This is a genomic window from Bradyrhizobium sp. 63_E2_N1_3, assembly GCF_052076005.1.
GTDB lineage: Bacteria > Pseudomonadota > Alphaproteobacteria > Rhizobiales > Xanthobacteraceae > Bradyrhizobium > Bradyrhizobium barranii.
The window spans coordinates 8,723,270-8,735,948 of sequence record NZ_CP197235.1 but is presented as its reverse complement, the minus strand read 5'-3'; the positions used below and the strand labels follow the sequence as shown (position 1 = coordinate 8,735,948).

The following is a 12,679-nucleotide window of genomic DNA, read 5'->3' as shown; positions in this document are numbered from 1 at the left end:
AACTCCGAGCCTTCGCAAAGCTTCTCCCTGTGGTTATGGGTCCCGGGCTCGCGCTACGCGCGCCCCGGGACGACAGCGGTGGTTGGCGCGCAGAATCCCATACTAACGGCCTACGCCGAAATGGATGGGCAGGCGCGGGGTTCTTCACTAGTATCCGCGCGATTTCAAAACAGAAAACTGCTGGGAGCCAACATATGAAATCAGCACTTTTGGCCGCTGTCGCGACGTCTGCTCTGTTGCTGGCTGCGCCGGCCTTCGCGCAAGGCGTAAAGATCGGCATTCTCAACGATCAGTCCGGCGTCTATGCCGACTACGGCGGCAAATACTCGGTCGAAGCCGCCAAGATGGCGATCGAGGATTTCGGCGGTGAAGTGCTTGGCCAGAAGATCGAGATGGTCACCGCCGATCACCAGAACAAGCCGGATCTCGCCACGTCGATCGCGCGGCGCTGGTACGACGTCGAGAACGTGGACATGATCACGGAGCTGACGACCTCCTCGGTCGCGCTCGCGATCCACGAGCTCTCCAAGGAAAAGAAGAAGATCGACATCGTCGTCGGCGCCGCGACCTCGCGCCTCACCGGCGATGCCTGCCAGCCCTACGGCTTCCACTGGGCCTATGACACCCGTGCGCTCGGCGTCGGCACCGGCGGCGCGCTGACGAAAGCGGGCGGCGACACCTGGTTCTTCCTCACTGCCGACTATGCCTTCGGCTATGCGCTGGAAAAGGACACCAGCGAGATCGTCACCGCCAATGGCGGCAAGGTGGCCGGCTCGGTCCGCGTGCCGCTCAACTCGTCGGACTTCTCCTCCTTCCTGCTCCAGGCGCAGAGCTCGAAGGCGAAGATCGTCGGCCTCGCCAATGCCGGCCTCGACACCACCAACTCGATCAAGCAGGCCGCCGAGTTCGGCATCGTCTCCGGCGGTCAGAAGCTCGCCGGCCTCCTGATGACGCTCGCCGAGGTGAACGGTCTCGGCCTGCAGGCCGCGCAAGGCCTGGTGCTGACCGAGGGCTATTACTGGGACCTCAACGACCGCACCCGCCATTTCGGCGAACGCTTCTTCAAGCGCACCAGCCGGATGCCGAACATGATTCAGGCCGGCACCTATTCGGCGACGCTGAGCTATCTCAAGGCGGTCAAGGCCGCCGGCACCAAGGACCCCGACGCGGTCGCCAAGAAGCTGAAGGAGCTGCCGGTCGACGACGACTTTGCGCAGGGCGGCAAGGTGCTCGAGAACGGCCGCATGGTCCACGACATGTATCTGTTCGAGGTCAAGAAGCCGTCGGAATCGAAGAAGCCGTGGGACTATTACAAGCTGCTCGCAACCGTCCCCGGCGACAAGGCGTTCTTCGCCGCCAAGGACAGCGGCTGCCCGCTGACGAAGTGAGGCTCTCGTGTCCCGGACGCGCTGCAGCGTGAAACGCTGCTGCGCAGAGCCGGAACCCACATTTCTCCATGGGGCGAGACCAGATTGGGTCCCGGTTCAGCGGCGCGGCGTTACACGCTGCACCGCGCCCTGGAGACGGGCGCGCGTGATGCCGCGCCTCACACCATCCGCAACACCACCGCCCCCAATGCCCCCGCCCACAGCGCAATCGCCGCAATGCCCTGGATCGCAAAGCCCGGGCCGCGCTTTGCCGCCGCCTGCGAATAACCGATGAAGTAGACGATGCGGCCGATGATCCAGACCGCGCCGATTCCCGCTGCAATAGCGTCGCCGATATAGATCGCGAACAGCCAGAGCGCCGGCAGGAAGACCGGCATCCATTCCAGCGTGTTCGCCTGGATGCGGAAGGCGCGCTCGAAATCCGGATGGCCCGACATCGCCGGCACCTTGACCCCGGTCTTGGTGCGCGCGCGCGAGACGTTGATGCAGGTGAACATGTAAAATGCGATCGCCAGCAGCGTGACGAGGGCGGTGAGATGATACATCGCAGATCCTTTTGAGGAGGTCGCGCTTCAATAGCCGGTCAGCTCGAGATAGCCAACGCCGTCATGCGTGCCGGCAAAGCTGATCGGCCCTTCCCAATAGGAGAAGCCGGTCCCCATCCAGGCTTTTGGGTTAAGCGGCCTGCAGCCAATCGAGAATGATCGTGAGGGGATCGCGATCTGCCATTCCACCGGCAACTTGCGCCCCGCGATCTCGGCGGTCGCTTTCGGACTCATCTGGATATCGTCACCCGAAATCATCTGTGTGTCACCCGCGGCGCTGATCCAGTTGCCGAACGGATAGTCCTTGCCGTCCTTCTGGCGCAGCCGGTACAGCATCAGCTTGTCGCCGGATGCGAGATGTAGCGACAGCCAGTCCCAGCCGGTCTGGTCGGCATCGAGCGGCTGGCTGCTCCACTCGCGGTCCATCCAGGCCTGGCCCGAGACATCGACGGATTTGTCGTCGATCGTGAGGCTACCGCGGGCGCGGTAGAACGGCTGGCTGTAATAGTAGGACGCCTGCCCGCGTTCGGACTTGCGGCTGTAGCCGTGATCGCCCTGCAGCACCACGGGACGATCGGCCTCCAGTGTGACCGAATAACTGAAGTCGGTGCCCGAAGCCTTCAGCGTCAGCGGCGCCAACGTGCGATCGTCGGTGCGCTCGGATTCTTTCATCTCCCAATCGTCGATCCACGCCGCAAATGGCTTTGCAGTGACGCCGGCCTGTCCAATGCCGCCGCGCGAAAACACCTCGTTGAAGCGGTGGGTGTCGGCGCGCGTCACCGCCGCATGCGCCATCCAGATCTGCTGATTGGCCCAGCCCTCTCCTTGCGGCCCTGGCCGCGCCGCCTGGCGGAACAGCGTAAATTGCAGGCCGCAAGCCGCTCCGCTGCTATCGACGAGGTTCGCGGTGAGATACCACCATTCGATGCGAAACTCCGGATGCGGGCCGTGATCGGCCGGGAAGCTGAACGTCTTTCCCGGCGTCACCTTCGCAAAGCCGTCGGCGGTCTCGCCGAGCCCGGCATAGCCTTGCGCGCCAGCACGGCGGGCCGCCGCGAGGGCGGCGATGCCGCCGGCGAAGGCGCGCCGCGAAATCTTGTCAGCGCTCATTGGCAAACACCTTGACGAGGCTCGCCGGCTGCATCCGCGCCAGTCGTATCATCGGCAGCAGCGCGGCAAGCAGCGAAGCGATCAGCGCGACCGCGACCAGCTCCACCAGCTGCAGCGGAAACACGTGGAACGGCAGCCGCCAGCCGAACGCCTTCACATTGACGATCGCGATCAGACACCAAGCCACCAGCAATCCGAGCGGCACGGCCAGCAGGGAGGTGAACAGCGCAACCGACAATGTCTTGGTCAGTTCGATCGCGGCAAGGCGCGGCCGGGTGATGCCGATCGCCCACAGCGGCGCGAGCTGCGGCAGGCGGGAATTCGCCAGTGTCAGCAGGCTGGTCAAGAGCGCAATGCCGGCCACGCCGAGCGTGAAGGCATTCAGCGCCGACGTCACCGCAAAGGTGCGGTTGAAGATCCGGATCGATTCCGCCTTCACTGTTGCCTGATCCGCGACGCTGCGGTCGTCGAGCGCGAATTGCTTCTGCAACGCCGCGATCAGGCCGGGGATATTTTCCTTCGCGACGATCAGGCCGATCCGCGTCTGCGGCGTCTGCGGGAAGTGCCGGATCAGCGCCGCGACGTTGACGGCGAGCTGCCCCTTGGGGTTGCCGTAATCGGCATAGATGCCGGCGATGTCGAGCTCCCAGGTGCCGCCGGGCGCCGGCACCTCGATGACATCGCCGACGCGGACGTTGAGGCGGCGGCTCAGCTGCTCGCTGATGAAGGCGGCATTGCCGGGCACGAGCTGGGTCCAGGCGCGCGGCGCGGTCTCCAGCAGTGGCCAACGTTCGCGATAGAGCGCATGATCGGGCAGGCCGAGCAGCTCGACCGGCTGCCCCTGAACCTGCGTATCGGCGCGTCCGCCCGACAGGATCGCCTGCACGTCGCTGCGCTCCTTCAGCCAGCTCCGGATCGCGACGCCTTGCGCATTGTCGGAGGCGCTGATGTAGACGTCGGCGGCAAGCCGCCCGTTGAGCCAGCCGACGAAGGTGCGGCTGAAGGTCTCCACCATGGTGGACACCCCGACATTGACGGCCAGCGCGAGCAGCAGCGCCATCAGGGCCAGCGACAAGCCGGAGAGCTGTTGCCGGCTGTCCGCCCAGAACCACAGGGCCAGCGGCCCCTTCGCCCAGCGCTGGCCCACGAGCAGGATGATCTCGAGGAATGCCGGCAGGATCAGCGCCGCGCCGAACATCAATGCGGCCAGCACGCCGAATCCCGCAATCAGCGATTGCCCGTAGTGCAGCAGCAACAGCGCGACCGCAAACACGGCGCAGGCCGCGCCGCTCTGCAGGATCAGCCAGCGGCGCTGCCGCTGCTGCCAGGCGTACGGCTGCGCAGTCGCCAGCACCGGCATCCTGACCGCCTTGATCAGGCTGGTCGCGGCGGCCACGAGTGCACCCGCGATGCTGATGCCGATACCGGCGAGCCACCATTCGGAGCGCAGTGTGAGCTGTCCCGGGATCTGCGCGCCATACAGCCCGCGCAGCGACGCCGCGACGTCGGGCAACAGCGCAGCCGCGATGAAATAGCCGCAGACGAGCCCGATCAATCCTGCGACCAGCGCCAGCGCCACCAGCTCGACCACCAGCACCGTGTTGACCAGCCGCGCCGAGGCACCGCAGGCCCGCAACGTGCGCAGCATCGGCAGCCGCTGCTCGAAGGCGAGGCCGACGGCGGAGTTGACGATGAAGAGGCCGACGAAGAACGACAGCAGGCCGAAGGCGGTCAGGTTGAGATGAAAGCTGTCGGTGAGGCGCTCCAGCTCCGTCTCCGCATTCGGCTCGACCCGCTGCAACTTCTCGCCGACGATACTGGCCAGCGGCGCCGGCTTGCCCCTCGGCTTGCCGATCAAAAGCCACGACACCTGGCCCGGCTTGTTCAGGAGCCGCTGCGCGACGCCGATGTCGACGACGAGTACGCCGGACACGAGCTGCGGCAGCACGCGCAGCGGCGGCAATTTTGCGCCGTTGCTGATCGGCGGTGCCGCGCCTTCCTGTTCCTGCAGATCGCTCAGCGTCTCCCGCGCCACCAATGTCTGGCCGGGCGGCGCAACAAAACTGCTCAAATCCGAGGCGCCGAGGCGTGGCGCATTGCCGACGTCGGCCGGCATCGTGACCGGCTCGATGCCGAGCAGCCGCACCGAGCGCCCGTTGACCTGGACGCGGCCTTCCAGCACCGGCGAGACCGGCCAGCCCGCGCGGCGAAGTTTTATGAACAGCTCTTGCGAGAAGGTCGCGGCATCAGGCGCCACCAGCATCGCCGTGCGCACGCCGCCGAACGTCGCCGCCGCGCGGTCATAGGCATTGCGGGCCTGCTGGTTGATCGCCTGCACGCCGCTCCACAGTGCGGTCGCCGCGATCAGCCCGATCAGGAGCGTCGCGAACTGCATCTTGTGCCGTCGCCAGTGGCTCAGCAGCACCGCGAGGACCCACAGCGCGCGCCTCATGCGATCCGCCCCGCATGCAAGGTGACGTGGCGGTCAAGCGTGCCGGCGAGATGCAGGCTGTGTGTCACCATCAGGAAGCCGCAGCCGGTGCGGGTGACGAGATCGCGCGTCAGCGCCAGCACGTCGTCGGCGGTATCCTCGTCGAGATTGCCGGTCGGCTCGTCCGCGAGCAGCAGTGAGGGCTTTGTCGCCAGCGCCCGGCCGATCGCGACCCGCTGCTGCTGGCCGCCTGATAATTGCTCTGGATAACGCTTGAGCAGATTGCCGAGCCCGAGCCGCTCGATCAGCTCCGTTGACCATGCCGCATCGTGACGGCCGGCGATCCGCGCCTGGAAGGCGAGATTGTCGGCGACCGACAGGCTCGGGATCAGATTGTACTGCTGAAAAACCAGGCCGATCCGGTCGCGCCGCAGCTCGGCCCGGCCCGCGTCCGAGAGCTTGGTGACCTCGGTGTCCTCCAGGCGAATTGTGCCGTCGTCGGCGGCATCCAGACCCGCGATCAAGTGCAACAGCGTGCTCTTGCCGCTGCCGGACTCGCCGGTCAGCGCGACGCGCTCGCCGGCCTTGAGGTCGAGGTCGACGCCACGCAGCACATGGACCGGCTCGCCGGCCGAGGAGAAGGTCTTTGAGAGGTTTCGGATGCTCAGCAAGGTCAATGCGCCGGACGGAATTAACTCAATGCTGCGTAGCACACTTGCCGTGGAAATGCCGGGGTTGCGTTGGCCTTGAAGCCGTTGTTAGCTCCCAAAACGGCCAAATCAAAAACGTGCCGACAAAAAGACATACGGGGAGATTGATGAGCGCTCAGGGAACGCCCGACGTTGCGGGCAGGACGGCAGGGGAAACCAAGGCAACGCCGAAGGGCGCCTGGACCGTCACTTTTCTCCTCTTTCTCTTCATGGTGGTGAACTTCGCGGACAAGATCGTCGTCGGTCTCGCCGGCGTGCCGATCATGACCGACCTGAAGCTCGATGCCGAGCAATTCGGCCTGCTCGGCTCCTCGTTCTTCTTCCTGTTCTCGATCTCGGCCATCGTGGTCGGCTTCATCGTCAACAAGGTGCCGACGCGCTGGGTGCTGCTGACGCTGGCGGTGATCTGGGCGCTGGCGCAGTTCCCGATGGTGGGCACCGTCTCGTTCACCACGCTCCTGATCTGCCGCATCGTGCTGGGCGCTGGCGAAGGACCTGCCTTCTCGGTCGCAGCCCACGCCATCTACAAATGGTTCCCCGACGAGAAGCGCACGTTGCCGACCGCGATCCTGTCGCAAGGCTCGGCCTTCGGCGTCATCCTGGCCGTGCCGGCGTTGAACTGGGTCATCGTCAATCACTCCTGGCACTACGCCTTCGGCGCGCTTGGCGTCGTCGGCCTGCTCTGGGTCTGCGCCTGGCTGACGTTCGGCAAGGAAGGCCCGCTCGAGGATACGCAGGTTCTCGCCGTCACCGAGCCGAAAATCCCTTATGTGCAGCTGCTGACCTCGCGCACCTTCCTCGGCTGCGTGATCGCGACCTTCGGGGCCTATTGGGCGCTGTCGCTCGGCCTCACCTGGTTCACGCCCTTCATCGTCAAGGGCCTGGGCTTCTCGCAGAGCCAGGCCGGCTACGTCTCGATCCTGCCCTGGGTGTTCGGCGCGACCGTCGTCATCCTCACGGGGTGGGTCTCGCAGGTGATGATGGCGCGCGGCTACACGACGCGCATCTCGCGCGGCGTGCTCGGCTCGGTGCCGCTGATCATCGGCGGCCTGATCCTGGCGATGATGGCGCATGTGCAGGGTGCTGGCCTGCAGATCGCGCTGCTCGTCGTCGGCTCCGGCTTGTGCGGGGCGATCTACGTCGTCTGCCCGCCGATGCTCGGCGAGTTCACCCCGGCCTCGCAGCGCGGCGCGGTCATCGCGATCTACGGCGCGCTGTACACGCTGTCGGGCATCATCGCGCCGAACGTGATGGGCACCGTGATCCAGCGCGCCGGCAACATGGTTGACGGCTACCTGACCGGCTTCACCATCAACGCGGTGGTCATGGTCGGCTCCGGCGTCATCGGTCTGATGCTGCTCTGGCCGAACACGGAAAAGGCCAGGCTGACCCGCGGTGCGGCCCCGCAGGCCGCGGCGCTGAAGGGCGCGGTGTCGCCGACGTAAGGGGCGCGCTTTCTTACCCTCCCCTGGAGGGGGAGGGTCGATCGCGCGCAGCGCGAGCGGGGTGGGGTGATCCCTCCGCTCGGGCACTATTGGATGTGGAGAGACTGTCACCCCACCCCGCTACACATTCCGCTTCGCTACATGCGTAGCGACCCTCCCCCTCCAGGGGAGGGTAAGCGGCAAGCTCGCTTAATTCACCCCCTGCGCACCCCGGATCAACTTCCCCGGTCGCCTGCCGGTGGCCTCACCGTGCCGCCGCGTCACCACGCCCGACACGATCGTCGCGTCATAGCCGTCGACATCCTGCAACAGTCGCCGCCCGCCGACCGGCAGATCGTAATGCACCTTCGGCGGATGCAGATGCAGCCGGTCGTAGTCGATCACATTGACATCGGCCTTATAGCCGGGAGCAATGAGCCCGCGATCGGTGAGGCCGACCGAGAGCGCGGTCTTGCGTGACTGCGCGGCGACCACGAAGGGGATCGTAAGCTTCTCGCCGCGCGTGCGGTCGCGGGTCCAGTGCGTCAGCAGATAGGTCGGGAAGCTCGCGTCGCAGATGATGCCGCAATGCGCGCCGCCGTCGGAGAGGCCCGGCACCGATTGCGGATCGATCAGCATCTCGCGTGTCGCGTCGAGATTGCCGTCGGCATAGTTGAGGAAGGGCACGTAGAGCATGCCCTTGCCCTCATCCGACAGCATCGCATCGTAGGCGAGCTCTTCCGGCTGGCGGCCCTGCTTGCGCGCCTGCGGGCCCAGCGCGTTCTCCGGCGGCTGCTCGTAATCGGGGGGATCGCCGAGCAGGAACATCTTGTCGTAGTTGGGCCGGAAGAACAGCGGATCGTCGGTCGCGGTCGCCGTCTCGCTCAGGATCGCGTTGCGTACGTCCGGCTGATGCAGCCGCGCCAGGCGCTCCCTGAGCGGCAGATGCGCGATCGCCTTGTAGCTCGGATGGGTCTGAAATGGATTGCGCGACAGCTCCAGCCCAAGCAGCAGGCCGACCGGGCGCGCCGCGATCTGCGCGGTGATGGAAAGGCCGCGTTGTGCGGCCGCATTGATCTCGTCCAGCGTCTGGCGCCAGCGGTTTGGCGCCTTGTCGTTCTGCGTGATCGAGAACGAGATCGGGCATTTGGTGGCATCCGCCACCCGCAGCATCATCGGCAGATCCTCGTGGAGGGTGGAGAGGTCGAGCACGAATTGCAGCACGCTGCGGCCCTGGCTGTGCATCGCGCCGGCAATCGCGGTGAGCTCGTCCTCGCCGGCCTTGAGCGTCGGCGTGAAATCGCCGGTCGAGGTGCGGTGGTTGAGCGTGCGCGAGGTCGAGAAGCCCAGCGCGCCCGAGCGCACCGCCTCGCCCGCGAGCTTCGCCATCGCCGCATTGTCCTCGGCCGTTGAGGGATCGCGGCGCGCGCCGCGTTCGCCCATGACGTAGACGCGCAGCGCGGCATGCGGCAGCTGCGCGCCGACATCGATGTCGAAATCGCGCTTCGACAGCCAGTTCATGTAGTCCGGAAAGCTCTCCCACGCCCAGGGAATGCCGGCGCTCAGCACCGGCTCGGGAATATCCTCGACCCCCTCCATGAGCTGGATCAGACGGGTGTGGTCGGCGGGCTTGCACGGCGCGAAGCCGACACCGCAATTGCCCATGATCGCGGTGGTGACGCCGTTCTGCGACGACGGCGTGATGTCCTGGCTCCAGGTGACCTGGCCGTCATAATGAGTGTGCACGTCGACGAAGCCCGGCGTGACGAGCTTGCCGCGCGCGTCGATCTCTTCCTGTCCCTTCGCGGAGATCTTCCCGACCTCGGTGATCTTGCCGGCAGTGATGGCGACATCCGCCTCGAACAATTCGCCGCCGCTTCCATCCGCGACGGTGCCGCCGCGGATCACGAGATCAGGGGTGCTCATGATGTTTCTTCCCGTTTTGTTGTTTTACGTTTTTCTATTCGTCGTCCCGGACAAGCGAAGCGCAGATCCGGGATCCATAACCACAGGGAGCAGTGTTGCGAAGACTCGGAGTGACCAGTCTCTTGCCGCAATGTCTCCCTGGGGTTATGGGTCTCTGCGTTCACAGGGACGACAGTTGAATTTGTGGCTTAAGCCTTGGCTTGCGGCTTCCGCTCCGTGAACGGCGACAGCACCACGGTTGCGACCATGAAGATCACGGACGCCCCGAACACCCAGTGCGGCGCGCTCTGGTCCATGATCCAGCCGAACAGCAGCGGGCTGACGATGCCGCCGAGATTAAAGCCGGTGGAGACGATGCCGAAGGCGCGACCCGCGGCGCCAGGAGGCGCGGCGTTGCGCACTAGCATGTCCCGCGACGGCGCGATCACGCCGGAGAGGAAGCCCGCAGTCGCCATCGTGACGGTCAAAGCCCAGCCCGGCAGTGTCACCAGCGCGATCAGCAGCACGATCAGCGCATTTGCGGCAAAGCAGGCGGCTGCGACATAGCCATGGCGCTCGGTGTAATCAGCGAGGAAGCCGCCCGCGAGCACGCCCACAGCGCTGGAGCCGAGAAACGCCGTCAGCGCGACGTTGGCGGCGGAGTAGGACGCGCCGTAGCCGCTCATCAGCGCCACCACGCCGAAATTGTTGATGCCGGCGACCGACAGGCTGAGCAGCATGAACAGCGCGGTGAGCGTGATCAGCGCCGGCGTGATGACGGCCTGCTTGGGCAGGTTCGCGTTGCCCGGCTTGGTCTTGTGCGCGCCGGCATCGGGAATGTTCATGACGATCAGCAGCAGGGCCACCAGCACGGCGATCGCGCCCGACGCGATCAGCGCACCCGTGCCGCCGGAGACGGTGACGAGCGCCGCGACGATCGCCGGCGCCACGGCGCCGCCGAGATAGCCGGCAAAGGTGTGGACCGAGAAGGCACGGCCCATCCGCGCCTCATCCATATGCTCGGCCAGGATGGCGTAGTCAGCGGGGTGGTAGACGCTGTTGGCAAGACCCAGCAGTACCGCGCAGGCAATCAGCGAGGCATAGCTGAGGTGCAGGCCGAGCAGGATCAGCGTGAAGCCGCCGAGCGCGAGCCCGCCCAGCAGGATCTTGCGCGCGCCAAAATGGTCGACGAGATAGCCGGTCGGCGCCTGCGTCAGGCCGGATACGACCGCCGAGACGGTGAGCGCGAAGCCGAGCTCGATATAGCCGACGCCGAGCTGGCTCTTCAGGAACGGAAACAGCATCGGCAGGACCAGCAGATGGAAATGGCTGACCCAATGCGCGATCGAAATCCCGGTCAGCGTGCGCAGCGCGCTGTCCGCCTTGCCTTGTTGCGGTGCGGCGAGAACGTCGACCATTGCAGTTCCGTTTCACGTCCTTAAGCGGACGCGCAAACTATCGGGCAGAGCCGTTATTTGTCCATGAACGCGGGCGCATGGCAGGTAGCGCGGGTGGGGGAAGTGAGGGGCGTTAGGGCGCCTCCACGCACCCATAACCCAGGGAGCAGTTTGGCGGAGGATCGCTGCTCTGTACTGTGACCTGTCACAGTCGAGATATCACGCGGTATGGGTCCCTGCGTTCGCAGGGACGACAGCGGGGTGTGGGCAGCGCTAGCACGCGATCAAAATCCGCGGCCGCCCTCACAACGGCTCGTCATCCGAACCGTAGCGGTCGCGTTTCGGCGTCGCGATGTCGCCGTCGTCGTAATCGTCGTCGTCGAGCGGAGGCGAGGGCTTCTTCGCCCTGTCGTCCGCTTGCTTGTTATCAACGACTTTGGGCGGCTTGCGCGGCTTGGCGGTCTTGGCCATGGGTGATCCCGGATGGTGATGCGTCATCCGCTTCTACCCCAAAAATATGTGCGGTTCCTGACTTACCGCAAGAAGGGGGCGTCAGTGCACCACAGGCCCGCCCGCCTTCTTCCAGGCATCGATGCCGCCGGCGATGTGGGCAGTGTTGGAAAGGCCGGCTTCCTTGGCGGCGGCGACAGCCATCGCCGAGCGTTCGCCGAAGGCGCAGAAGAACACGACGCGGCGGCCGGTGGCGGCCGCGACCTCGCGCAGCATGCCGCCGGGCTTCAGGCTGTCTTCAACGGACGGGTAGGGCGTATGCAGCGCGCCTTCGAGCATGCCGTGCTTCATCCGCTCATTGGTCTCGCGCAGATCGACCAGCAGGATATCGGGACGGCCAAGCGAGCGGATCGCCTCGACGGCGCTGACCGCGCGGCCCTCTTTCTCCAGCTCCTCCTGATGCAGGCCGACATGCATGTTGGCGGGCACCGCGACGTCCATCATCTTCGGATTGGGCAGCTTCAGGTTCGCCATCAACTCGATATATTCGTCGACCGAACGCACCTGGAGCCGCGGATTGTAGCGCTTCTCCTCGCCGATGGTGGAGACGGTGTCGCCCTTGTAGTCATGCGCCGGGAACACCATCGTCTCGTCCGGCAGCTTGAGCAGGCGATTGAAGATCGAATCGTATTGCGCGCGCGACGAGCCGTTCTGAAAATCGGTGCGGCCGGTGCCGCGGATCAGAAGCGTGTCGCCGGTGAAGACGCGGTCGCCCATCAGATAGGAGTAGGAATCGTCGGTGTGGCCGGGCGTATACATCACGTCGAGCGACAGGCCCTCGATCGTCACCTTGTCGCCGTCGGCGACCCGCATCGCCACAACGTCGGCCTTGGTCTGGTCGCCCATCACGGTCATGCAATGGGTGCGGTCGCGCAGTTCGCCGAGGCCGGTGACGTGATCGGCATGCAGATGGGTGTCGACGGCTTTCACCAGCTTGAGGTCGAGCTCGCGCAGCAGCCGGCAGTAGCGATCGACCTTCTCAAGCACGGGATCGAGGATCAACGCCTCGCCGCCGGGGCGGCTGGCGAGGACATAGCTGTAGGTGCCCGAAACGCTGTCGAAGAGCTGGCGAAAGATCATGGCAAGACCCGGCGTGGAACTGGTTTCGAGGATTCTACTACGCCAGAGGCTGGAAAGAGAAGCAATTCACTGTATAGAGAGTGAAATTTAGAAAATTATTATTCTGCGTGATGGGGTGGGGGGCGGTTTTGCCGTAGGTCCTTGCCCCACCACCGCTGTCATCGCCCGCGAAGGCGGGC

At 65.4% G+C, this 12,679-nt stretch carries 10 protein-coding genes; 2 read left to right on the top strand and 8 right to left on the bottom strand.

Annotated features, from left to right (window positions below; translation table 11 throughout):
- Positions 1–194 precede the first annotated feature (194 nt).
- Entirely contained in the window at positions 195–1,388 is a 1,194-nt protein-coding gene (locus tag AB7531_RS41590; protein ID WP_063979973.1) for an ABC transporter substrate-binding protein, read from the top strand.
- Positions 1,389–1,546: 158 nt separating this feature from the next.
- Here AB7531_RS41590 and AB7531_RS41585 read toward each other — a convergent pair whose 3' ends face one another.
- Genes AB7531_RS41585 through AB7531_RS41570 form a run of 4 tightly spaced genes read right to left on the bottom strand, consistent with a single transcriptional unit; the run spans position 1,547 to position 6,145 of the window.
- The gene (locus AB7531_RS41585) at positions 1,547–1,933 is read right to left on the bottom strand and encodes an MAPEG family protein (protein WP_063979972.1); all 387 of its coding nucleotides are present in this window, start codon (positions 1,931–1,933) and stop codon (positions 1,547–1,549) included.
- Between the two features lie 27 nt (positions 1,934–1,960).
- Positions 1,961–3,043: a lipocalin-like domain-containing protein gene (locus AB7531_RS41580; RefSeq protein ID WP_063979971.1), complete on the bottom strand. Its 1,083-nt coding sequence runs from the start codon at positions 3,041–3,043 to the stop codon at positions 1,961–1,963.
- Positions 3,033–5,495, bottom strand: coding sequence for an FtsX-like permease family protein (locus tag AB7531_RS41575; protein WP_063979970.1), 2,463 nt, complete (start codon positions 5,493–5,495; stop codon positions 3,033–3,035). The genes AB7531_RS41580 and AB7531_RS41575 overlap by 11 nt, the downstream gene beginning before the upstream one ends.
- On the bottom strand, positions 5,492–6,145 hold the full coding sequence (locus AB7531_RS41570; RefSeq protein WP_063985942.1) for an ABC transporter ATP-binding protein: 654 nt from the start codon (positions 6,143–6,145) through the stop codon (positions 5,492–5,494). Before AB7531_RS41570 ends, AB7531_RS41575 begins: the two co-directional genes overlap by 4 nt.
- Before the next feature lie 146 nt (positions 6,146–6,291).
- On the opposite strand from AB7531_RS41570, the gene AB7531_RS41565 reads away from it, so the two are divergent.
- Positions 6,292–7,629, top strand: a complete 1,338-nt coding sequence (locus tag AB7531_RS41565) for an MFS transporter (protein WP_063979969.1) — start codon at positions 6,292–6,294, stop codon at positions 7,627–7,629.
- Positions 7,630–7,818: 189 nt separating this feature from the next.
- Here the strand turns inward: AB7531_RS41565 and AB7531_RS41560 are convergent, their stop codons facing one another.
- From AB7531_RS41560 to AB7531_RS41545, 4 genes are all read right to left on the bottom strand, one after another.
- Positions 7,819–9,534 (bottom strand): N-acyl-D-amino-acid deacylase family protein, encoded by a 1,716-nt coding sequence (locus AB7531_RS41560; RefSeq protein ID WP_231143707.1) that lies wholly within the window; start codon positions 9,532–9,534, stop codon positions 7,819–7,821.
- A gap of 188 nt (positions 9,535–9,722) precedes the next feature.
- Positions 9,723–10,931, bottom strand: a complete 1,209-nt coding sequence (locus AB7531_RS41555) for an MFS transporter (RefSeq protein ID WP_063979968.1) — start codon at positions 10,929–10,931, stop codon at positions 9,723–9,725.
- Between the two features lie 282 nt (positions 10,932–11,213).
- The gene (locus AB7531_RS41550; protein ID WP_187387843.1) at positions 11,214–11,381 is read right to left on the bottom strand and encodes a hypothetical protein; all 168 of its coding nucleotides are present in this window, start codon (positions 11,379–11,381) and stop codon (positions 11,214–11,216) included.
- An 81-nt stretch (positions 11,382–11,462) separates the two neighbouring features.
- Positions 11,463–12,500 (bottom strand): MBL fold metallo-hydrolase, encoded by a 1,038-nt coding sequence (locus AB7531_RS41545; RefSeq protein WP_063979967.1) that lies wholly within the window; start codon positions 12,498–12,500, stop codon positions 11,463–11,465.
- Between the last annotated feature and the right edge of the window lie 179 nt (positions 12,501–12,679).